Here is a 23399-nt window from a genome sequence, read left to right on the forward strand (position 1 = left end):
TTCAAAACTTGGCTTTCATGGCATAGAAATAATTTGAAACTTAAAGATGATCTATATAAACACTTGGTCATTGATCGTTTTTTCAGTGACTTAATAGGCACTTTCATCTAGTGTTTACAGTCATTGACGCATTTATTACAAAAGACACAGGTAATTTTTTTCGTTGCTTTGTAGTCTAAATATCAGAAAAAAAATAACAGACCCATAGGTACAAGTATGCACAAGAAAATTGCAGTGTTAGTGACCTACGATTTTGAAGATATTGAGTACCTTGAGCCTGTGGAGGCCTTTCGAGCCGCTCGGCACAGCATTATCAATATCGAAGATCAGGTTGGAAAAATTGTTTACGGTATTAAACGCCGTTCCCAGATCACCATTGACCAGAGTATCGACGACGCCTCTGTACATGATTTTGATGCCTTATTTATCCCCGGCGGTTATTCCCCCGAGAAACTGGCTTTAGATGACCGTTTTATCTATTTTGTTCGTAATTTTGCAGATAGCCAAAAGCCGATTTTGAGCAGTTGCCATGGTCCACAGCTGTTATTAGAAGCTGGTGTCATACAAGGTCGCCATTTCGCCCAATCTGAAACGCTGAAATCTGCTTTGTTAAACGCAGGTGTGGTGGTGTCGGATCAATCGGTCGTGAATGATAATAACCTGTATATATCGTCGCGTAGTACTTCAGATACGTCTGAATTTATTGAAGTCTGTCTGCAAGTTTTGGGGCAACCGTCATTATCATAGATCTCAATATATTCACTCAAACTCAACCGCATAATCTAATTCACACACGCAAATCTATAGAAATACATCGTCTCTATAGAAATACATCCTAAAAAAAATAGCGAAGTCTTCACTTCGCTATTTTAATTTCAGCCTGATAATTTGCTTATCGACCTAAAATACTTCGTGCCACGATTTCTTTCATAATTTCATTGGTGCCACCGTAGATTTGCTGAATACGTGCATCGACAAAGAAACGTGAAATTGGATATTCCGTCATATAACCATAGCCACCAAATAATTGAAGTAGATTATGGGCCACTTTCATTTGCATATCGGTAGAAAAGCTCTTGAGTGCTGCTGCAGTTTCAACATCAAGTTTGCCTTGCATATAAAGCTCAACATTTTGATTATAAAATGCCGCTGTAGCCAATTCGTCAATCTTAGCCTGCGCCAATACAAAACGAGTATTTTGAAACTGTCCAATCGCCTGTCCGAACGCTTGACGCTCTTTGACATACTGCGTTGCCACATCAATGGAACCACGAATCGCACCAATTGCAGTCGAAGCAATCGCAGTACGTTCACGCGGTAACTCTTGCATCAAGTAAGCAAAGCCTTGTCCAGCTTGACCCAAAAGTTGCTCTTTCGGCACTTTGACATTGTCATAAAACAACTCTGAAGTGTCTTGCGCATGCAGACCAATTTTGTCGAGGTTAGTACCCTTCTTAAATCCATCCAAATGTGTATCGACTAAAAGTAATGACACGCCTTTGGCACGTGCTTGTGGATCGGTTTTCGCCGCCAATACCACTAGGTCTGCATGTTGACGGTGGTGTTTCAAAAAGTATGCTGGCATTAAACGAATCCATTATTGATATAAAAGAACGCTAAATCAAAGGCTTTGTAATGATTTTCAAGCTTTTTGGAGAAGTTGCAGCTTCTCCTAAAGCCTCGCCTGATCCGATGCCGTAATCGACAATTATTGCCTTCTATACCCACAGTGAAAAATTTACCAATCAACTGTTTGCATTCTTTAAAGGTCGTAACAAAGCTATCCCAATGGTCACTTGATATACATGTATAGCTTACACCTAACTGCTTCAATTTTAATTTAAGTCGTTTTGCAGTGGCTAAATCTCGGTTACCCCATACATAAGCAACAATTTCACCTGTTTCTCGATGATAGGCATAAATTAGCCATTGTTTATTTTGCTTATGACCAACAAAAGTCCAAAACTCATCTACTTCAAGGGTTTCATAATGACTTTGCTGTGCTCGAAGTTGATATTTTGATTGGCTAAGTGTCCGTAGAACTTTACCGATACTTACTCTTTCAATTTCTGCTATATCCCTGACACCACTGCCTCGCACCATGAGGTGTAATATTTTGGTTTTGATACCTGAGTGACAGCCTTGATAACTGAGAGCATGATCACCAATAAATTGACGTCTGCATATTTTACATTGGTAATTTTGCTTACCATCTACTTTTGTGCCATTTTTCTTTATACTGTCACTTAGGCAGGCTGGACACTTGATTTCTAGAGTTATTCGCATTTCTCTATTTTATCAAAATCCAACCTGCTTTTTTTCAGCATACTTTTTGAAACACCACCAAGGTTTTCGAACCGTTGAGCAGATAATGATCACCCTGCAAAATTGCACTACTGCGCATAGACTGTAAGTCCGAACCTGCACCCGGCTCTGTCATACCAATAGCACCGACCACTTCACCCGTGACCATTTTCGGCAACCAATATTGTTTTTGTTCTTCTGAACCAATGTGCAAAATATACGGCGCTGCAATTTCAGAATGGCATGAAATACCTGTCGATAATGCACTAAAACCTGCGCGAGCAGATTCTTCAACTAACATCAGTGAATAATGCGTTGGGACGCCATAGCCGCCATATTCTTCAGGCACATCGACACATAAAAAGCCATTTTCACCCAAGGCATTCCATACTGATCGCGGCATAATGCCTTCACGTTCCCATTGCTCATAATGTGGTGCGACATGCTCTGCCATAAAACGGCGAAAGTTATCTCGAAATAATTCTAAGTCTGCATCATAAGCCAGCATGTGTTTCTTCCTTGGTTAAGTTTGTTGTTTTGTTGAACTCCATCCTATTGCAGTTTAGAACAGCCGTCATGCCTAAAAACTAAAGCGTTCAAATTTGGCTTTAGTCCTGCATTAAAAAAGGAAGCCGAAGCTTCCTTTTTAAATGACATCTTTTACATCACAGCATCTGCCTTAGGCATGATGTGCATTGCCTTCTTCTTGCATCTGACGGTCAATTTCTTCAGGATTTGCTAAAGCAAAATCCAGTTTTTCTTTGTCTAATTGACCCACCCATTTTGCAACCACAATCGTTGCCAAAGAATTACCTACAAGGTTCGTTAATGCACGTGCTTCTGACATGAAACGGTCAATACCAAGAATCAATGCCAAACCAGCAACAGGAATATGCCCCACAGCAGAAAGTGTTGCAGCCATGACAATAAAGCCTGAACCCGTCACACCCGCAGCACCCTTAGATGAGATGAGTAGGACCAACAACAACGTGATCTGATGCGAAATATCAAGCGGTGTATTGGTCGCTTGTGCAATAAAGATCGCCGCCATAGTCAGGTAAATAGACGTACCATCTAGGTTAAATGAATAACCTGTTGGAATAACAAGGCCTACTACAGATTTTTCTGCACCAGCAAGTTCGAGTTTTTTCAACATACGTGGCAGTACAGATTCAGAAGAAGACGTACCCAGTACGATCAGTAACTCTTCGCGAATCATACGAATCATTTTGAGGATACTGAAACCGCAAATACGTGCAATTGAGCCAAGTACAAGGAAAATAAACAGCAAACAGGTAATATAGAAGCAGATGATCAACTGACCCAATTGCGCCAAACTACCGATACCATATTTACCAATGGTATAAGCCATCGCACCGAAGGCACCAATTGGCGCAAGCTTCATGATCATGTTTACAATGTTAAAGAATACATGTGCAATTTGATCAATAAACTTCAATACAGGCTTACCTGCATCACCAAGTTTATGCAATGCAAAACCAAATAATAAGGCAAATAATAGAACTTGAAGAATCTCACCCTCAGCAAACGCACCAACAACGGTGTTTGGGATGATATTCATAAAGAAATCTTGGGTAGATTGTGCTGCACCAGATTCAACATATTTAGAAATACCTGAAGTATCTAAAGATGCTGGATCTACGTTCATGCCTACACCTGGTTTTGCAATATTAATCACTGCAAGACCAATAATGAGTGCGATGGTCGAAACGATTTCGAAGTATAGTAAAGCGACGCCACCTGTTTTACCCACAGATTTCATGCTTTCCATACCTGCAATACCACTCACCACGGTACAGAAGATCACAGGTGCAATAATCATTTTAATCAGCTTGATGAAACCTTGTCCTAGTGGATAGAACAATTCACCCCAGCCTTTTACGTATTGCTCGGTACCATTGATAATTTGCGTGCCACTTGGTGAGAAATGCCCCACCAAAACACCCGCAATAATGGCAACGATCACTTGAAAATATAGTGACTTATAAATTGGTTTTTTAGCCATGACATTACTTCACGATATATTTCTGCTTCAAAGAAATATTCAGTTTTTGTCTATTTTCAAAAAATAAACAGCCCAAAACCCCTTTGTCTTCGACAAAAGAGCACCAAAGGTATTTGACTTAGCCAAATACAGAAAAACGAAATATGTATGGTGATTAAATAATCACATCAGGACCTGATATAAAATCAGCGCATTGATCAGGAGATGAAACACATACTAAAGTAGGTTAAATTTTACCTGTTTTTTAAGGGCTTGTTCTGCCACAAATGTTAATTTCGGTTAAATAATAGACCGAGTTTATTAGACGATAGTCTAAAGACATCCTTTTTTAAACCTGTTATGAGGCTGAAAAATACCAACTATAGAAGTAAACTATCCTTAAGTCCTAATTTTAAGCCCAGTATTTGCATGAACAATAAACGAAATATTTACAAAGATTTTGAACATCCTTTTGCGCAATTTGTCCGTATTGTGGGTAAAGGAAAGAATGGTGCACGTTCGCTCACTTATGATGAAGCCTACCAAGCGTTCAGCATGATCTTAAAAGATGAGGTTTTAGACGTTCAATTAGGCGCTTTCCTGATGTTATTGCGTGTAAAAGAAGAATCTGTCGATGAACTCACTGGCTTTGTCCAAGCCTCCCGTGATCAACTCAAGTTTAAAAAGCTTGATGTCGATTTAGATTGGTCATCTTATGCAGGTAAACGTAAACATTATCCTTGGTTTTTATTGGCCGCATTAACGCTGGCAAAACACGGCTACAATGTCGTGATGCATGGTGCTTCAGGTCATACCATTAACCGCCTTTATACAGAACAAGTATTAGAGTATTTGGGTTTTCCTATTTGCCAAAATGATACAGATGTGGAACAGCAGCTCAATCAGCGTCATTTTGCTTATATTCCGCTCGACGTCATTTCGCCAATACTCAGTGATCTAATTTCACTGCGCAATGTGATGGGTTTGCGTTCCCCAATTCACACCCTTGCCCGCCTAATAAATCCGTTTAATGCCAAAGCCACCATGCAAGCGATTTTCCACCCAGCCTATCGTGGATCACACCAACGTGCGGCATTCCAATTGGGTTATCAAAATAGTGCTGTCATTAAGGGTGAAGGTGGTGAATTCGAACGTAACCCCGATGCAAAAACCTTAATTTGCGGCATCAAGGATGGTGAAATGTATGAACATGAATTGCCTAAACTGACGGACAACCGCAGTCCCGTCGAAGAAGAACTCGATTTGGCCGTCTTTAAAGCCGTTTGGGACGGTCAACAGGTACATGAATATGGTGAAATCGCAGTCATCGAAACCATGGGAATTGCACTGTATACCATGGGCGCCGTCGCAAGTTTTGATGAAGCGATGCAAAAAGCCAAAGCGCTTTGGGCAGATCGGTTCTAATATAATTATTGTGGCTCTAGACTAGGAGAGTGAATCATTTCTCTGAATTCACTCTCCTATTTTTTCATATTTAACTGATGTTACGCGCGTAAAAGTAGTTACGCATTTTTAAAATGATTTTTTAAGTCTATTCGACGGAGTCTTGCATCTAGGGTTTGAATAAAGGGATTAGCCTTCGGCTGGAAGTACTTTTGTTTCGGCAAAAGTACCCAAAACCATTGTCATCCACAAAACTCGTTCACTACCGTCAAATTATCCAAAGTATCGCAAAAACATTTTTGATTAGAAGTAGCCCTGTCTCAAACACTTGCGGATGACGTTACCGCGTATCATTCTTTTATTTGAATCAAATTGCGCTTCTAATGTTACTGCGTAACATCAGTATTTAAGTTGATTTCTGACTTTAATTATTTCCCCTACTTATTCAGCTTTAATCGGAAAATAAAAATCCACCCAAAAAGGATAATGTTTTCCAGAGCGATGAATATTTTTCAATTCGAGTTGATCGCCGAGTTTAATTTGAATGTTATTCGACTCATATCGCCCAGACAAATAGGCATCTTTACGTTGCCCTACTAAGCTGGAACAATATTTCTGATGACTTTGAATTTTCGCGGATTTAAAAGCGGCTTTTGCCTTTTGAATTTTAATTCCAATCAGCAACATTGGCGAGCTATCATTTTTGATTTGTGTATATTGAGTTTTTGGTTCAACAAATTTGCTACTTGAAATAACGATAACCTGCATTAAACATTCAATTTTATTTTCAGCAAAAACCTGACCCGACAGCAAAGCAATCACTGTACTCATCAAGTATTTTAATTTTATTGATTTCATTTAAATATTTTTTACTTATTTTTAAGATTTTAAAAAGCCATATGATTGATCTAACCATATGGCTTTTTGAAGTGAATTCGATTAAACGAAACGAATGGGCTTGAACTCAGGTTCTTCCACATGCGAGTCGCAATGCTCATCTTCCTCTTTGGTCCCACGGTCGATATAACCGCTACGTTCGTCTTCTGGCAAATGTTTAATTTCCCATGCATACACCGCTTGCATACAAATTTGACGTTGTTCTTGAGTCAGCGCTACGCCATTTGGCCATTTACCAATTTCAATTGCCGTTTTTAATCGACCAACAATTTCAGGATCGAGTACGGCAAGCATCTGTTCAATATTCATAATTAATCCTGCTTTAATGAGTCAAAATCTTGGTTCCAGCCTAGCTTGGTACGACATGCCATATAGAAGTCATAACCAGGTGGATGTAATAAGTTGAGCTTAAATGGATGTTTGCGGATATGTAAACTATCGCCTATACCCAATGATACACTGTGTTGACCATCGGCACTGACCATCGGCAATACACGGTTTTCACGAATCAAAATTTTAATTTCACTTTGTCCGCCCACGACAATCGGCCGTGACGACAAAGTATGTGGATGCATTGGTACTAAGGCAATCGCATCCATACTTGGGTGGACAATCGGACCACCACCAGATAATGCATAAGCTGTAGAGCCGGTTGGTGTCGAAACAATTAAACCATCACTGTGTTGGCGGTATACATATTGCCCATCAATATTTAGTTCAAAGTCGATCATGTGTACCGATTTACCCGAGTGCAGCACAATATCATTTAAAGCCACAGCATCATAAATCGACTCGCCTTTCGAGCGAATTTCCATTTCCAACAAGAAACGTCGGTCTAGCTGAAACTCACCTTTGAGCACTTGATCTAACTTGAAAATCACTTCTGTCGGTTTGATATCGGTCAGGAAGCCCAAACGACCACGGTTCACCCCAATCACAGGGGTATTATATTTCACCAAGGCACGTGCGGCATGAAGCAATGAACCATCACCTCCGACAACGATCACCAAATCGACAACTTCACCCAATAAATTACGGCTGACCGTCTGAGTATTATTGTAGGGAACCAGCTGCGCTGTTTGCGTATCAAATACAGGATGTAATCCCAAACTCAAAATATGATCGTGGATCAAACATAGGGTTTCGATCACTGATGATTTGTCTGGACGACCAATCAACCCAATGTTTCGAAATGATTTATGTGAAATTTGCACCTGCGCTTTTGCTCCGCTTCGCCTCATTGGTATCATATCACTAACAGAAATGATTTAAAAAAACTTTAAAGTTTCGACTTTAGTGAAGTAGCTTCCAATATTTTGCATACATATAACAGTTTAAATATTGCAAAATACTGAAAAGCTTCGCATGATTAGCAAAATTTCTCAGGGTATTATCACTATTTATGAAGTCTGAACGTGGCATAGGCATAATTGCACTGATTTTTTCGCTGTTGATTATCGGCGGATTTCTCGTGTTCAGCATTTATCTTATTCGTCTAGATAATATTGTACGGGATAAATTCGAAGGTCAACGTTGGGACATTCCAGCCAAGGTATTTGCTCGTCCTTTAGAAATTTATACCAATGCGCCTGTAAGCCAAGCAGACCTCAACCAAGAACTGAAACTTTTGGGCTATAACGCTCAAGACAGCTATGCGAAAACAGGGAGTTACGTTACTTCTGGCAATGTGACCTATATCCATACGCGTGGTTTTGACTTTGGTGATAGTGTCGACCCTGAACAAGTCCTTAAAGTGACCTTTGGTGAAGATCAAATCACTGAAGTGAGTGCAACCAAGCCTTCAAGTAGTGGTATTGCCCGCTTAGAGCCGATGTTAATTGGTGGTATTTATCCTCAGCACAATGAAGACCGTGTGCTGATCAAACTTGATAAAGTGCCTAAGCCTTTAATCCAAGCTTTAATTGCTACCGAAGACCGCAATTTCTATCAACATCATGGTATTTCGATTCGTGGTACAGCACGTGCCATTGTGAGTAATGTCACAGGCGGAAAACGTCAAGGTGGTTCGACCCTCACTCAGCAATTGGTGAAAAATTTTTATTTATCGCCTGAGAGAACCATTAAGCGTAAGGCCAACGAAGCCTTAATGGCCATGCTGATTGAACTTCACTATGACAAAGATGAAATTCTTGAAGCTTATTTAAACGAAGTGAACTTAGGTCAAAACGGTAACTATTCCATCAATGGTTATGGTTTAGCCTCACAATTCTATTTTGGTTTACCCCTACGTGAACTAAATATTGCTCAGCAGGCGTATTTAGTCGGTTTGGTTCAAGGTCCAACTCTATTTAATCCGTGGAAAAACCCTGAAAGTGCGATTAAACGCCGTAATATTGTGTTGAACAATATGGTGGTGATGGGCTATTTAACTCAGGAACAATATGAAACTGAGTCTGCACGTCCATTAAATGTCATTACAAAACCAACATTGGGCCCTTCTCGCTTCCCAGACTATATGGATATCGTGCGTCGTCAACTGCGTACTGAATACCAAGAAAGCGATTTGACCAATCAAGGTCTGCGTATTTTCACCGCGATGGACCCGATTGCTCAAACTCGTGTACAAACTGCATTTAAAGAATCTGTGGCACGTTTAAGTAATGCCAATCCAGCACGCTTGAAAGAATTACAAGGCGCGGTACTGGTGTCTCATCCTGAAAATGGTGAATTGGTTTCAGCAGTCGGTTCAACGCAGGACTTTACTGGCTTTAACCGTACAATGGATGCTAAACGTCAAGTCGGTTCATTGCTAAAACCTGTGATTTACCTCAGTGCGATAGAATCAAACCGTTATAACTGGGCGAGTCAAATCGAAGACAGTCCTATCAGCATTCAAAGTGATGGCAAAGCTTGGACACCGAAAAACTATAGTGGTGGTGCACATGGTGTCGTACCAATGGTCGATGCCCTATCAAACTCTTATAACCTCTCTGCGGTACGCTTAGGTCAAGAGTTCGGTATGTCGACTTTTATTAACCATCTGAAAAAGTTTGGTGTGACTTCTAATATTCCAAGCTACCCTTCGATTTACCTTGGTGCTATCGATATGTCACCGATGGAAGTGATGAGTGTGTATGGCAACTTTGCAACCGGTGGCTTCAAATATCCAGTGAAAGCTATTCGTTCAGTGGTCGATGCCAATGGTCGTTTATTAGATCGTTATAGCTTAACGGTACAACCGACTATTGCACCTGATGCAGCCTTTATCTTGAACTACGGTTTACAACAAGTGATGAGTTCAGGGACAGGCCGTTCTGCTTATGCATCATTACCGGCTTCACTTAAACTTGCAGGTAAATCAGGGACAACCAATGATACGCGTGACTCATGGTTTGCAGGTTATTCAGGTAATTACTTAAGTGTGGTTTGGTTAGGTTTAGACAACAACAAAGTTACAGGCTTAACTGGTTCGTCAGGAGCACTTCCTGTTTGGACCAATGTCATGAAGCAGTTACGTCAAAAACCAGTTAATTTACGTCAACCAGACAGCGTACAGTGGCATTGGTTAGACCGTTATTCAGGTAATTTATCTGCGCAGCATTGTACAGGTGCGATGTATATTCCTCTGTCGCGTAACTCTATTCCAAATCAGGCTACGGCATGTGGTTCGACACAATATGAAGTAGAACCTTACACAGTTGATACTGAAGAGACGCAGCCAACTCAGGAACAAAATGATAGTTTAGGTGACTACATTCGTGAAAGTGATGTCGATAATGATCAGGGTTCATCTGATCAACCTCGCATCATCTCAAGTGGAGAGTATTCAAATTAAACTGCAAAACATTAAAGTTTTAAAAACGTTCAGTATTCTGAGCGTTTTGACGATCATTTTGGCAGGTTGCCAAACCATGAACGAACCTGAGCAAAAGCCGCCTGCTCCACCTGAAAAAAAGGCAGATATCCATGACTCTTCTGGGGTCATTATTACGCCATATGACCATCCAGAAATTAAACGTCAACGTATCGTTATTCCTGAACAGAAAACCCAAATTCAAAAGTTTGATGATGGCCGCGACTTACCTGCATTCAAAAAATTGATGCAAAGTACGCAAACTGCTTATGCCAATGGAAAATGGAATGAAGCTGAAAGTGCGGCAACTCAAGCACAGCGTTTGGCACCACAATCTGCGGAAACTTTTTTATATTTGGCAATGATCGCCAATCGAAAAAATCAACCTGCGAATGCAGAATCGTTGGCACTGCGTGGATTAAGCTATGCTCAAACCAAGCCGATGAAACAACAGCTTTGGAATGTTGTTTTAAAAGCTGGTCAAATGCAAAAGAAAAGCAGCACCATTCAAAAAGCACAACAAGCAATTAAAGCTCTTTAAGCACCCCGTAAAAAAGCTTGATCTTAATTGAGATCAGGCTTTTTTATTTAAAACATACTAAAAGTAAGCTTATTTCCAATAGTTACTTTAAGTCTAAAATATCGACTTTAAATACAAATTTAATTCAATACACACTTTAATTTAAAAACTGCGAATACCTGCCACCCCATAAGCATGATGTTGCTGTGAAATAGACAATAATTCAGGACGCATGCCACCTAAAGCAAAAACAGGGATTTCTATGCCTCGTGCAATCTCAGAAAAATGCGCCCATCCCATACCTTGCGCCTCTGGATGACTTTGTGTCGCCAGAACTGGGCTCATAAAAATAGCCTCACAGCCAATTTTTTGCGCATGCAGCGCAGAAACTTGATCATGACAAGCTGCGATATAGCGCTTCCCAAGCTGTAAATCACCTTTATTTTTTTTCAGCAATTGGTGCTGCTTAAGATGTAAAGCCGAAATATGTGCTTGCACCTCTGTAGAGAGTAATGACCATAGATCTTCATTAATTATCAGTTGTTTTAAAATCACGGTAGGTAATTGATTTAATGCCTCTGCATTTTCTGCGCTGGCATCGACTCGCCAATAATACAACAGCGTCTCTTTAAGCGTTTCAAGTGTTGGTAAATCGGCGGTGATTTTGATCTGTTGCTGCCAATATAAACGCTGCAAAATAGCTTGATTGGCCTTTGGAAAATTCAAACTCATGAGTTGTTGACGCGAATACCAGGCCCATGGCTTTTGGATTTCATTCAGCAACGCATGCGGGACGGTGGCATGAAATAAATGTAATTTCACAATGACATCATCATATTCATGTTGAATAAAATCAAAAGCATGCCAGTCATGTAAACCAATTCCAACCTCTTCAAAAATTTCACGACGACAAGCCTGTTCAGGACTTTCACCCTGCTCGACTTTACCGCCCGGAAACTCATGTTTATTGCCCTGATGTTGTTTTGCTTCACGCCAACCCACCAGTACTTTGTCTTGATGCAATAAAATCGCAATGGCGACATCGATTTGCGGTTTAGACATAGTTCCCTGCTCTCTACTCTGTTCCAATTGATATCTAAGTGTAAGCAAATTTATCTTTTTTATAAAATCCTAAAATTACCGTTGACAGGCCTATTCGATAATGATTATCATTTAAACCATTCAGAAATACACCACGGAGTCGACGGAATGAACGCACCATTTAGCCTTTTTACTCGTAGCAATGAAGCACACCACTCACTGCCAATGCTACATTCAAACAACCTTTTTGCTTTAGGACGTGAAATTCGCATTATGCATGCAGGTGAAGAATATCGACTACGTTTAACACGAAATAATCGCCTTATTTTGACCAAATAATTTCTGATAAAAATAATAATTATCAGCGCAATAAAAATAATCGTGGACACAAGCAGTAAGCCATTCGCTTACTGCTTTTTTAAGTTTTGTACTTAGTTAAATTAAGTTTTATAGCTACTCAAACTTAATTTAAATCGCAACACTCATCTTCCTCTCACAACACTCTTTCGCTAAATTCCTTAGAGCAAATCGTGTTTTTAACGGATTGGAAAAGTGAGTTGTACCTTTAAGCCACCAAGTTCAGATGCATCCACATTTAAATGGCCTTGATGTAACTGTACAATTTTTTGGGCAATTGAAATACCTAAACCTGAACCTTGCGTCTTCGTTCCCAATACACGGTAAAATCGCTCGCCAATGCGTTGCAATTCTGCGACTGTCAGTCCCGCACCTTGATTTTCAATCGTCCAAACCGCCTGCTGTGCTGTTACCGTTAAATCAATCTTTACCTGTCCTTGCTCAGGACTATAGCGAATTGCGTTATCGACTAAATTGCGTAGACAGCTAAACATCAACTCTGGGTTCATAGCAAACTGTACAGACTGGGTCTGTAGCTTCAATTCGATCTGTTTTTCTTCAATAAAAGGCTGTAAAGCGTCAAAGACTTGTAAACTCAGCTGTTCTAAGTCTTCTTGTTTTTTATCTAATTGCTCCGATTGCGTCGGGTCGAGCCGTGCCAAAATCAGTAGATTTTCCAACACGCGCGTTCCTCGATTAACATCGTGCTGTATGCTCAATAAATCCTGCTGAATGTCGGGATATTTTCGTTTTAATACCTGAAGTCGCATTTGAATCGCAGACAGCGGTGAGCGTAATTCATGTGAAGCATCGGAGGTAAAGCGTTGTTCCGCCTCTAAGGCTTGATCTAATCGACTTAATAAAAAATTCAGCTGTGTTTGGATCGGCTCTAGTTCTTGTAATACAGGTTCAGGTAAGACAATGGCTTGTAAGTCATCTACATTTTTTTCAGCGATTTGTTTTGAAAAAAGCTGTAAAACTTTCAATTGACGTTTAATCAAAATATGCAGTAATAGCCATTGGATCAACCAGACAATCAACAGAATCCCTGCATAGCCTAGTACGCTTTGCAGCGTTTCTCTGAGCCGTGTTTTCATCGGTTGAATGATTTGTACGCTTAATCCATCGTCCTGAAGTGCATAGCTACGCCAAAGCGCGCCTTCTCTCCATTGATAATGCAACCCTTGTTTTAAATTGGGCTGATGTTCAAATGCTGTGTGTTGTTCCGATGTGGTTAAGACTTGCGACCCTTGCATGAGTTGATATTGCATATCAAACTCTTCACTGAGTTCATCTATTTGTTCGTCTTGCTTCAGCGTGAGATCAGTAGCAGTGAGCATGTCAGCCACTTCGTCCATCAGGGCATCATGTACACTCATGATGTGATAAAGACCAAATCCCAACATCAGACACAGGGAGATTGCTCCCGCCCAAATTGCACTGAGCAGTGAGGTTTTAATCAGTTGCGACTGTAAGGAAATGCTTTTTTTATCACTCATAGACTTAACTTTGTTGTGGAAGATTCATGCGATAACCCAAACCTCTTAAGGTTTTGATGTAATCACTGCCAATCTTCTTACGCAATTGGTAAATAAAAACTTCGATCGCATTACTTTCAACTTCATCCCCCCAAGCATAGAGTGATTCTTCGAGTTGGCTACGCGTCATAATATGCTCAGGATTTAACATCATCTTATGCAAGATTTGATATTCACGCGATGTCAGCGTAATCAATTCCGCATTTTTACGCAGCGTTTTGGCTTGTACATCTAAACTTAAATCCCCGAAAGTCAGAGAATTATCACGCTGTTGATGATGCAAGCGTAATTGGGCACGTACCCTTGCTGACAACTCTTCCAAGCTAAAGGGTTTTACCAAATAATCATGAGCACCCAGATCTAAACCTTCTACACGATCTGCAATACTGTCCCGAGCAGTAATGAATAAAACTGGTGTAAGCGGATGCAACTGTACGATACGTTTTAAAATTTCATCACCAGTTACTTTTGGTAAGCCACGATCTAAAAGTATGCAATCATATTGATGTTGTTCTAAAGCCAAAATAGCGTGATCGCCGCGATCAACCCAATCGACACTATAGCCATCCATTTCAAGCCATGTTTTTATACTGTCTGCTTGGGATGCATCATCTTCTGCCAATAAAATTCGCATCTTACCTACCCTATTTCTATGGTTCCGACTTCAGTGTATCGAACTTTTGCTCATATCTACTCATATCATAAAAAAACCACAGCAAGCCGTGGTTTTTTATGGAGCAGCACTGAAATGAATAACAGGCTAAATTAAAATTTTACTTGATCGACATCAACTTCAACGCGTTTCGTCGGTTTGTAATCAATGTCGATTTCTCCAATGAGCGTTACCGGTGTTTTAGCTGAAATCGCTTTGCCTTGCCAAAGTTCATCATCAATATCCACTGTAATGCTGCCTGTGCTATCGCGGAACTGATATTTTTCATCGCCCATCGATTTCACAACATAACCTTTCAATTGAACTTTACTATCATCTTTTAAGCCTAAGGCATGTTTCACCGATGTGGTTTTCATCGGTGCAACTGCAGCCTGATTGACTACTGTATTCGCAACTGCCACTGATGCCACACCTGCAAATGCTAAACCACATACCAATTGAGTGAATGTTGTCATCTTCGGTCTCTCTTACTTTGTCTATTTCGATAGCGCTATTTAAACAAAGCAAGATGAGTCGAATCTTAAGCTGCAAAGACGTTTTTATTTATTTGATCGAACCATTAGTTGAGCGGTACGACACGCAGAACTTCCTCTAAAGTCGTCACCCCTGCAAGTACTTTACGCGCACCTGCAATTCGTAATGGCTCGACATGTTCTTTACGTGCCTGTGTACGTAATTGGGTTAGATCTGCATTGGCACCAATCAATTGTTTGGTTTCAATACTGAGTGGCATAAATTCATAAATCCCCACACGGCCTTTATAACCCGTTTGACGACATTCATCACAGCCCACCGCCTCGTAGACAAAATCAGGCATTTGTATCGCATATTCAAAGGTCAAATGTTTCCACTCTTGTTCATTGATAAAAGTCTCACGCTTACAATGTGGACAGAGTTGACGAACCAAACGTTGTGCCAAAACCCCTAAAATGGTCGCTGCCGTTAAAAAAGGCTGAATCCCCAGATCATGTAATCGCGTCAAACTCGATGGTGCATCATTGGTATGTAAAGTTGAAAGCACCAAATGACCTGTTAATGCAGCTTGGATTGCCATATTTGCCGTATCATGATCTCGGATCTCCCCGACCATGATAATGTCAGGGTCTTGACGCATTAAAGCCCGTACACCATCAGCAAAGCCTAAATCAATCCCTGTATTCACCTGCATTTGGTTAAAGCTCGGCTCTAACATCTCAATCGGGTCTTCAATCGTACAGACATTCACTTCTTCAGTTGCCAATTGCTTGAGCGATGAATAAAGCGTGGTGGTTTTACCCGAACCCGTCGGACCGGTCACTAAAATAATACCGTGACTATGACTGGTTAATGCTTTCCAATCATCCAACAGACGCCCTTCAAAACCGAGCTGTTGGAAACTACGTACCAAGACTTCAGGGTCAAAAATACGCATGACTAACTTTTCACCAAAGGCTGTTGGCAGCGTCGATAAACGTAGCTCTGTTTCTTGGCCTTTGGGTGTACGGGTTTTTAAACGTCCATCTTGCGGTTTACGTTTTTCAGCCACATTCATCCGACCTAAGATCTTAATTCGCGAGACCACGGCTGTCAGGGTATTTGCGGGCATGTTGTAGATGGTATGCAATACGCCATCGATACGAAAACGCACCTTTCCTGTATCTTTACGCGGCTCGAGGTGAATATCACTTGCACCTTGTTCGAAGGCAAACTGTAAGACCCAATCCACAAGCTTCACAATATGCTGATCATTGGCATCTGGATTTTGTGTATCACCTAATTGTAATAGTGCTTCAACGCCTTTATTTTCACGGTCATAACTCGATGATTTTTGCGAATTACTGACCGCACGACTCACTTGGTAATATTCAACCAAGTAACGCTGTAGTTGGTCTGGACTGAGTAATACACGCTGAATCTTACGTGGTAATACCGTTCTCTCTAAATTGGCAATCCATTCATTTTTATAAGGTTGATCCGTTGCAATCAGCACATGCTCATTTTGTAATTCAACCGCTAAAATGCGATTTCGTACTGCAAATTCCTGAGACATAATGGCTGTCAAAGCAGGCACATCAGCTTTTAGAGGATCGATAATATAAAACGGTACTCCAGACTTTTCTGCCAACCATTGGCAAAGTCTATTCAATGTTAAGGTAGACTGCGGATGACTCTGATCGACTAAATTAAAATTGGCAATCCATTGTAGAGGATGCCATTTCAACTGCTCACGCTGACGGTGCGTGGTTTGAATCAGTATTTTGTCCCGTTCAGTAATACGTCCATCTTTTTGTAATTGGTCTAAACACCAAGAAGTGTCAATTTCAAAATTAAAAGTCATTGTTCTATGTTCCCCAAACATAGGTTCACTATAACAAAACCAGCTGATTAAAACGCAATATTTTTTACTTAAATTATTAAGAAAAATTTAACTTAAATCATTAATTTTAATTAGTTAATTTTTAACATTCCCTTTTTTATGTTTTTCTATACTATATGCAACAGTCACAAATAATAGTGACGTAATTCATAATTTATTAAAGAGGGTAACATGAAATTTAAAATTTTAAGCCTAGCCATTTTTAGTTCCTTAATTCTAAGCGCTTGCGGCGGCGGCTCTTCAGACAATAGTTCTACTTCATCTGAAACTGGATCAGGAAATGGAGCTGAAACTAGTTCCGAAAATAATAAATGGTCAATCTACTCATCATCATATTGGGATGGAAGCGACAATTTATTCGAAAAAACACATTTCAATATTCAAAATAATACTATTTATTTCAATGTTGATTATTTAAGCAATAACAATGAAAATTATGACTTGAAATGGATAATTTCTGATTATTTAACAGACGAAGGCCTTTATACACCAGTGCTGAACAAAACCGAATATGGTTATAAATTTGCCAATTTAATTTCTAAAAATGATAGCCAATGGATTTTCACACCAGCATCTAGTCAAAACTTCAATGGTCTGAAACTGACTCAAAATTTCGAAGTGGTAAATTTAACAGGTAAAGAAATTGGCTATTACGTAGACACATTTAATTATCTTTCAGGTGCAGATACTACGTTAGCAACGAAGTTGGGCACATTCCCTAGTTTCTATTATTCAAAATTAAAAGGAAAAACTTTTCCTCAAGGTTCAACTTGCTTAAGACTGAAAACATCATCAAGTTCAAAAAATTATGTTGAACTCCTTGGTGACAACATTAATGGTTTTGATCCTACTGAATATTTAGATGACGGTTATACCATCCAAAACATAGCTTCTTATCCAGTTTATATTTCGAAAAATCAACCTGTAAATTATGATTTTGATGCTTATGTGCAGTTTAATCAAAATTATCGTTATGGCTCATACTATAAATCAGGGACCACTTACACATTGGCTAATGATATTAAAGACTATCAAGCTGACTTAGATGAGGCGATTCAAAATTATGGAAAGGATAGCCTGGAAGCAAAAGTTGAAACTAACTATGTAGAAGCAATCAAAAATGAATGCTCGCTATTTAACAATATCGCTAGTACTGAAATTGATAAATACTCTAAATTAAAGTAATTCGATTTCAAAAAAGATCAGGTTTAAAACCTGATCTTTTTAACTACTTAGAATTTCGTGTACGACTATTTTATTAGTGTCTACGCAAAAACGCACATTACAACCGCCAAACAACATGCCATATATACGTTCAACATCATGCTGATAAGCAGGACGTGGATCTAAACTCAATACTTGTTCCAGTTCTGCTGTTAATTGTTCGGTTAAATTGCCATTATTCAAAAATACCTGTTTTTGTTGCTCAGCGTGCTCTGACCAAATCACAGATTTTCTTTCTGGCTCATCCTGCGCATAACCGCTTTGCGCATCCATAACTGCATCTGAATATTGAATATAGGGTTTGATATCTAAAATTGGTGTTCCATCCAACAAATCACTACCGACAACATAGACACGTACCGATTTTCCAACTTTTTTCACCCCTTTGAGCTGCACAACCGACAAGCCCATAGGTGACGGTCGGTACATACTTCGTGTCGCAAATACCCCGATTTTTTGATTACCACCTAAACGCGGAGGACGAACTTGCGGACGAAATTTTGTCGAATCTGCATTTTTATTTTCATGAAACTGCCAAATCAGCCAAAGATGACTAAAATCATCAATCCCTTCGAAAGCCAATAAATCGTTATAAGGTTCCACCATTTCAATATAAGATTCGACTTGCACCAAATTCGGCTGACGTGGAATACCAAATTTTTCTCGGTAGGGAGATTTCATATACCCGATAATTGGCATTTTAAGCTCAGACATAATCACTTTTTCTGATAAGTTCAATTAAATATATTCAGTTTATCGAGAATGATTTTAGATTAGAATAGTAAGCTGTTCTAATTTGATAATTTTATTGAGACCTTTAATGGCTGCTTTTAACGTCGAAAAGATTACTCACGTCCACCATTGGAATGACACTTTATTCTCTTTTAAAACCACTCGCGATACTGCGTTACGTTTTAAAAACGGTCAATTTGTGATGATCGGCCTTGAAGTAAATGGTAAGCCTTTAATGCGCGCTTATTCTATTGCAAGCGCAAACTATGAAGAAGAATTAGAGTTTTTCTCTATTAAAGTTCCAGATGGTCCTTTAACGTCTATTTTACAAAAAGTAAAAGTTGGCGATGAAATTTTAGTATCTAAAAAACCTACAGGTACGTTGGTTCTAGATGACTTAAACCCTGGTAAAAACTTATACCTACTTTCTTCAGGTACAGGTCTTGCACCGTTCCTTTCTGTAATTCGTGACCCTGAAACTTACGAACGTTTTGAAAAAATCATCGTTGTACATGGTACACGTTTCATTTCGGAATTGGCTTATCAAGATTTAATCTTAGATGAAATTCCTAACCACGAATTCTTTGGTGAATTAGGCGCGAAAGAAAAATTGGTTTACTACCCTACGGTAACTCGTGAAGAATTCCATACTCAGGGCCGTGTAACTACTGCCATTGAATCTGGTCAACTTTTCGAAAAAATTGGTCTTCCACGTTTCAACCCTGAAACTGACCGCGCAATGCTTTGCGGTTCACCTGCATTCCTAGACGACGTTGCTGCCCTGCTTGACCAGCACGGCCTGAAAGAATCTCCTAAGATGGGCGTTCTAGGCGACTACGTGATCGAACGTGCATTCGTTGAAAAATAATTAGCTGTAAATTAAAAAGCGCATCTCATCATGCGCTTTTTTTTTATCTATATGCCACTAATGACTGATACAGCTATTTTTCTTCTTTTACCTTCAATTCATCAATAATTTTTGCTCTCCACTCTAAACCTTTCTCAGTAGCATCAGGTAATTCATTCGATAAATTAATTTCCACACTGTCATCTGGATATATATGTACAGCTAAATATTTTTTATCTTTTAAATTTTCATTCGTCAATGTGGGGACATTGGTTGCAATATGCTTTTTAGAGCTATTACCTTCTCCCCATTTAATATATTGAGCTCCTGTTATCACTGCTGATCTTTTCGTTCCACTACCTAGCCCTCCACCTAGCTCCTCTCCATTTAATTCAACAATATAAGGAATATAACTTGCATCATAACCATAAGATGTTGTCGTCAACACATAAGTTTTTGTTGAATGAGTATTACACCCTATTAAACTCATTGCTGAAAGCATAATAAACATTAAATTCGTTTTTAAAACTTTCATCATTATCCTTTAAAAAATATTGGGTTTTAATTTATTTAATTAAAAATAATAATCAAAGAAAATTAAAAATATTATCCATTAGAAACGAATAACCAAAAGGAAATTTTATCCTATTTATCACCATCAAGCTGCCAGTACACATACCCATCCATTCCAACATACCTCGAATGGCATCTACTTATTCAGTCAGATACCAAATCGTAAGACCCCAAGGGTTATCTTTAATCTCAGGCATATCTTCTCCTTGATTAAAATGGCGTTTTTCCATGTTATTCGCAGGACTATACCATTCACCTGTTTTAGGGCAAATTTAACCAAATCTTTTGGATAAATCATATGTGTTATTTCGCTATCATTTATCAACACACATCAGACAACACAAATCATTTCAGCTTCGATCAGTAAACTTGCCCCCTTCATTTGCGACTCTTTCAATCAAGTACCAATCTGTTTTCTCATAATATGTTTCATAAGTTTCTGGATCTATTGTAGTGGGAATTACACTACCAAAACCTCTATCATCTTCATTACTATGAGCCATAAATTCTATTCGGTTCGGCACAAATTCGGAAATATATAAATCTGTTATCGCAACTTTTTCATTCGATTTTACTTTAATACTTTGATTTATACGATAAATGGGATATGACACAGGAATATTAATTTTTGAAATATCAAATATTTCATCAACAATACTTTCTTGATTCCAATACGTTGGATAGGTATTTTCAATAATGAATGCCTCGGCCTTAGCCTTTGTATAAAAATCCCAACATTCTTTCACATTTTCATGAGGTAGTTCATCCATCCATTTTTTTGAAAACTCACTCATACCTTTGTCATTCGATCGAATCTCTGATGCGCAATCTAAATATGTTAGATCGCCTTCTTTTATTCTTATATAAGCAAAATCTAAAGTATCCATGGTTTTTCTTAAAAGCGGTAAAACCGTCCCTCCCCAATTGATGTCAACTTGCTCTGGCATTGGAAAATCCAGATAATTATAGGGTAGATTTCTCATATAAACGACAAACAGCAATTCCAAACGATCTAAAAAAGATTGATAGTTATTTCTCATGCTATAAAAAAATTCTTTAGAACTAAAATGTTCTAATAAATATAAAAATTTAGGATCGATTTTAAAATTCATATTCAGCCTAAAATTAATGCCCCGAAGGGCATGTTTTATTTATTCCTCACCATTAAAATACCAGTACACTTCACCCCAATCTGTTTCAGAAAGTGTTGGTAACATTTCACCTCTTAACACATGAACGCGTGAATCTTCTTGTGCAGGGGTTGTCCAATAGCCCGTTTTTGGGGATTTTTCGCCAGCTTTGACTTTTATTACAGTTAGATTCTCTTGGGTTACTTCAGATTAAGTATTATTTTTACGAGCCCATGCAACTATATCTTTAGGATAAAACAAATGTTTATGTAAAGAACTTTCATCCAAATCTAGTAAATAAACAAGAGCTGCTGCTTCAAAAGCCCAGTAACCAACATATGAATAATTATCTAAATTTAAATGACTATTGTACCAAAGTGTATTTTTATGCATTTGATACCAATCAGCCAAATATTCATCCAACAGTTCAATCGCATGATTTTTGTTATTTTTAATTATTACATTATCAATCACATCGCATAATATTGAAAAATTATAACTATATATCCCATCTCTTTCAGTATCTGGATGATTAGAATCCGTTAGTTTTAAAAACTTATTAATCACTTCATCTTCACTAAAAGTTCCTCCATCCTCGCCATTGATTAATTGTTTAATTGTAGATAATAAATTATTTTTATTTAGCAATACTGCTAAGCTAATTGTACTTAATGTAATAAAACCACCTTCACCACCAATAACAACTGATATACGCTGAATTATCAGGAGACTTTCCCTTGGGAGATTCTAGGCAGCCAACTTATAAAAGTCTTCGGCCATTTGATTTGGTGTCTTAAAACCCAAACCCTTTTGAATTCTTCGATGATTATAAAATAACTCAATGTATTTTATAATATCTGCTTTGGCTTCTTCTCTGGTTTGATAGTTGTAATGATGCACTAACTCATTTTTCAGTATTCCCCAAAAGCTTTCAATCGGTGCATTATCGTAACAGTCTCCGCGCTTGCTCATTGAACCTTGAAAACCATATTGCTCAAGTATATTTCGATATTCATGGCTGCAATATTGACTTCCTCTGTCTGAATGCACAATCAGTTCTTTGGTTGGTTTTTGATTGTGAATAGCCATATTTAGCGCATTACAAACAAGCTGTGTTGTCATGCGCTCATTTAAGCTATAGCCAACCACTTGCTTCGTGTAAAGGTCTTTTACCGCTGCTAAATACAGCCATCCTTCAACAGTCCATATGTACGTAATATCACTTGACCATGCTTGATTTGGTCTAGTCATTGAGAATTGTTGCTCCAGCAGGTTTTCATAGATCGCTCGATTATGGTCACTATTCGTAGTCCTTTTAAAACGCTTGTGTCGCTTACAATACAGGTGGTTCAGCGCTTTTATCTGACGTATAGCGTACATACTCATTTTTATACCCTGAGCTTGTAAGTATTTGGTTAATCGAATATAACCATAGCTCTGCCTTGTCTCCTCATGGGCTATTTTCACCAATATCGTCTGTTGATTTCGTTGAATCGTTCTTTTGCTCACGCCTCTCTTGAGCCAATCATAAAAACATGAAACTGAAACATGAAGTAATCGAGCCATTAAGGTAATTGGAAAAGAATATCTTTTTTGTTTCATATAGGCGTACCTTACTGACTTTCTTTGGCAAAGTACGCTGCTGCCTTTTTTAAAAATTCACGTTCCATTTCAGCTATTTTGAGCTGTTGTTTGAGTTTTTTATTTTCTTCGAGTAGAGCGTTTAGATCAGGTGAATACTGTTTTGTACCTGCTAAAGTTCCAGCCTTTGCTTTGGTATTCCAATTTGAAAGAGTTTGCATTGAAATGCTAAGTTGTCTAGGTGTTTCCGAGACATTGCCTTGATTGGCTTCAATTAATTTGATGGCTTCAGCTTTAAATTCTGTGGTGTAAGTCTTGTGTTTCTTGCTCATGGTAAACTCCTGATGAGTGTGTTTAGTTTACCAAGTTAAAACCTCCTGTTTTTTCAGCACACATCAAACTA

22 protein-coding genes and 3 pseudogenes are annotated in these 23399 nt (G+C 38.8%); 7 read left to right on the forward strand and 18 right to left on the reverse strand.

Annotation, left to right across the window (positions count from 1 at the left end; all coding sequences use genetic code 11):
• Positions 1-216 precede the first annotated feature (216 nt).
• A complete protein-coding gene (locus MST17_RS10685) occupies positions 217-747 on the forward strand; it encodes a DJ-1/PfpI family protein (protein WP_180027225.1) in 531 nt (176 codons plus the stop codon).
• Positions 748-892: 145 nt separating this feature from the next.
• Here MST17_RS10685 and MST17_RS10690 read toward each other — a convergent pair.
• From MST17_RS10690 to MST17_RS10705, 4 genes and pseudogenes are all read right to left on the reverse strand, one after another.
• A pseudogene (locus MST17_RS10690) lies at positions 893-1555 on the reverse strand (acyl-CoA dehydrogenase family protein); the annotation flags it as partial.
• A 29-nt stretch (positions 1556-1584) separates the two neighbouring features.
• Positions 1585-2286, reverse strand: a complete 702-nt coding sequence (locus MST17_RS10695; RefSeq protein ID WP_154320143.1) for an IS1 family transposase — start codon at positions 2284-2286, stop codon at positions 1585-1587.
• A gap of 55 nt (positions 2287-2341) precedes the next feature.
• Positions 2342-2812 (reverse strand): annotated as a pseudogene (locus tag MST17_RS10700) (acyl-CoA dehydrogenase family protein); the annotation flags it as partial.
• Between the two features lie 171 nt (positions 2813-2983).
• Positions 2984-4330 (reverse strand): dicarboxylate/amino acid:cation symporter, encoded by a 1347-nt coding sequence (locus MST17_RS10705; RefSeq protein ID WP_180009487.1) that lies wholly within the window; start codon positions 4328-4330, stop codon positions 2984-2986.
• A gap of 408 nt (positions 4331-4738) precedes the next feature.
• Here MST17_RS10705 and MST17_RS10710 point away from each other — a divergent pair, with 408 nt between their 5' ends.
• A complete protein-coding gene (locus MST17_RS10710; protein ID WP_180027314.1) occupies positions 4739-5734 on the forward strand; it encodes a glycosyl transferase family protein in 996 nt (331 codons plus the stop codon).
• Between the two features lie 420 nt (positions 5735-6154).
• Here the strand turns inward: MST17_RS10710 and MST17_RS10715 are convergent, their stop codons facing one another.
• From MST17_RS10715 to MST17_RS10725, 3 genes are all read right to left on the reverse strand, one after another.
• Positions 6155-6571, reverse strand: coding sequence for a hypothetical protein (locus tag MST17_RS10715; RefSeq protein ID WP_180005248.1), 417 nt, complete (start codon positions 6569-6571; stop codon positions 6155-6157).
• Positions 6572-6652: 81 nt separating this feature from the next.
• On the reverse strand, positions 6653-6919 hold the full coding sequence (locus MST17_RS10720) for a YeaC family protein (protein ID WP_078189099.1): 267 nt from the start codon (positions 6917-6919) through the stop codon (positions 6653-6655).
• 2 nt (positions 6920-6921) lie between these two features.
• Positions 6922-7860: an NAD(+) kinase gene (locus MST17_RS10725; RefSeq protein ID WP_180027313.1), complete on the reverse strand. Its 939-nt coding sequence runs from the start codon at positions 7858-7860 to the stop codon at positions 6922-6924.
• Positions 7861-8012: 152 nt separating this feature from the next.
• Here MST17_RS10725 and mrcB point away from each other — a divergent pair, with 152 nt between their 5' ends.
• Together mrcB and MST17_RS10735 are read left to right on the forward strand one after the other, a co-directional pair.
• Complete coding sequence (gene mrcB / locus MST17_RS10730; protein ID WP_180027312.1) at positions 8013-10406, forward strand: penicillin-binding protein 1B; 2394 nt, start codon at positions 8013-8015, stop codon at positions 10404-10406.
• A 76-nt stretch (positions 10407-10482) separates the two neighbouring features.
• Positions 10483-10965: a tetratricopeptide repeat protein gene (locus MST17_RS10735; RefSeq protein WP_180027316.1), complete on the forward strand. Its 483-nt coding sequence runs from the start codon at positions 10483-10485 to the stop codon at positions 10963-10965.
• Positions 10966-11106: 141 nt separating this feature from the next.
• Here MST17_RS10735 and MST17_RS10740 read toward each other — a convergent pair whose 3' ends face one another.
• A complete protein-coding gene (locus MST17_RS10740; RefSeq protein WP_180009489.1) occupies positions 11107-12006 on the reverse strand; it encodes an NUDIX domain-containing protein in 900 nt (299 codons plus the stop codon).
• Between the two features lie 147 nt (positions 12007-12153).
• Here MST17_RS10740 and hemP point away from each other — a divergent pair, with 147 nt between their 5' ends.
• On the forward strand, positions 12154-12324 hold the full coding sequence (hemP, locus tag MST17_RS10745; protein WP_078189103.1) for a hemin uptake protein HemP: 171 nt from the start codon (positions 12154-12156) through the stop codon (positions 12322-12324).
• A gap of 197 nt (positions 12325-12521) precedes the next feature.
• On the opposite strand, the gene MST17_RS10750 is transcribed toward hemP, so the two are convergent.
• The 4 genes from MST17_RS10750 to MST17_RS10765 all read right to left on the reverse strand — a co-directional run bounded on the left by MST17_RS10750 (position 12522) and on the right by MST17_RS10765 (position 16870).
• The gene (locus tag MST17_RS10750) at positions 12522-13841 is read right to left on the reverse strand and encodes a HAMP domain-containing sensor histidine kinase (RefSeq protein ID WP_180009490.1); all 1320 of its coding nucleotides are present in this window, start codon (positions 13839-13841) and stop codon (positions 12522-12524) included.
• Between the two features lie 4 nt (positions 13842-13845).
• The gene (locus MST17_RS10755) at positions 13846-14514 is read right to left on the reverse strand and encodes a response regulator transcription factor (RefSeq protein WP_180009491.1); all 669 of its coding nucleotides are present in this window, start codon (positions 14512-14514) and stop codon (positions 13846-13848) included.
• Positions 14515-14645: 131 nt separating this feature from the next.
• The gene (locus MST17_RS10760) at positions 14646-15008 is read right to left on the reverse strand and encodes a NirD/YgiW/YdeI family stress tolerance protein (protein WP_180009492.1); all 363 of its coding nucleotides are present in this window, start codon (positions 15006-15008) and stop codon (positions 14646-14648) included.
• Positions 15009-15112: 104 nt separating this feature from the next.
• Positions 15113-16870 (reverse strand): GspE/PulE family protein, encoded by a 1758-nt coding sequence (locus MST17_RS10765; protein WP_180027311.1) that lies wholly within the window; start codon positions 16868-16870, stop codon positions 15113-15115.
• 210 nt (positions 16871-17080) lie between these two features.
• On the opposite strand from MST17_RS10765, the gene MST17_RS10770 reads away from it, so the two are divergent.
• Positions 17081-18094, forward strand: coding sequence for a hypothetical protein (locus MST17_RS10770; RefSeq protein WP_168379329.1), 1014 nt, complete (start codon positions 17081-17083; stop codon positions 18092-18094).
• Positions 18095-18133: 39 nt separating this feature from the next.
• Here the strand turns inward: MST17_RS10770 and tsaA are convergent, their stop codons facing one another.
• Positions 18134-18847, reverse strand: a complete 714-nt coding sequence (tsaA, locus tag MST17_RS10775; RefSeq protein ID WP_180005251.1) for a tRNA (N6-threonylcarbamoyladenosine(37)-N6)-methyltransferase TrmO — start codon at positions 18845-18847, stop codon at positions 18134-18136.
• A 106-nt stretch (positions 18848-18953) separates the two neighbouring features.
• Between tsaA and MST17_RS10780 the strand changes: the two genes are divergently transcribed.
• Complete coding sequence (locus MST17_RS10780) at positions 18954-19733, forward strand: ferredoxin--NADP reductase (RefSeq protein ID WP_078189109.1); 780 nt, start codon at positions 18954-18956, stop codon at positions 19731-19733.
• Positions 19734-19806: 73 nt separating this feature from the next.
• Here the strand turns inward: MST17_RS10780 and MST17_RS10785 are convergent, their stop codons facing one another.
• The 5 genes and pseudogenes from MST17_RS10785 to MST17_RS10805 form a co-directional block, all read right to left on the reverse strand.
• Entirely contained in the window at positions 19807-20247 is a 441-nt protein-coding gene (locus MST17_RS10785; RefSeq protein WP_180027310.1) for a hypothetical protein, read from the reverse strand.
• A 178-nt stretch (positions 20248-20425) separates the two neighbouring features.
• Positions 20426-20557 (reverse strand): annotated as a pseudogene (locus MST17_RS10790) (hypothetical protein); the annotation flags it as partial.
• A gap of 78 nt (positions 20558-20635) precedes the next feature.
• Positions 20636-21397: a hypothetical protein gene (locus tag MST17_RS10795; protein WP_257223244.1), complete on the reverse strand. Its 762-nt coding sequence runs from the start codon at positions 21395-21397 to the stop codon at positions 20636-20638.
• 228 nt (positions 21398-21625) lie between these two features.
• Positions 21626-22063: a DUF1911 domain-containing protein gene (locus tag MST17_RS10800; protein ID WP_257224052.1), complete on the reverse strand. Its 438-nt coding sequence runs from the start codon at positions 22061-22063 to the stop codon at positions 21626-21628.
• A gap of 99 nt (positions 22064-22162) precedes the next feature.
• Positions 22163-23328 (reverse strand): IS3-like element ISAba22 family transposase gene (locus MST17_RS10805; protein ID WP_180027447.1). Its coding sequence is split into 2 segments (ribosomal slippage): positions 22163-23070 and positions 23070-23328, totalling 1167 coding nucleotides; the frame shifts between segments, so codons are not numbered across the junction.
• Positions 23329-23399 lie beyond the last annotated feature (71 nt).

The organism is Acinetobacter sp. YH16056_T (assembly GCF_024605895.1).
Taxonomy (GTDB): domain Bacteria; phylum Pseudomonadota; class Gammaproteobacteria; order Pseudomonadales; family Moraxellaceae; genus Acinetobacter; species Acinetobacter amyesii.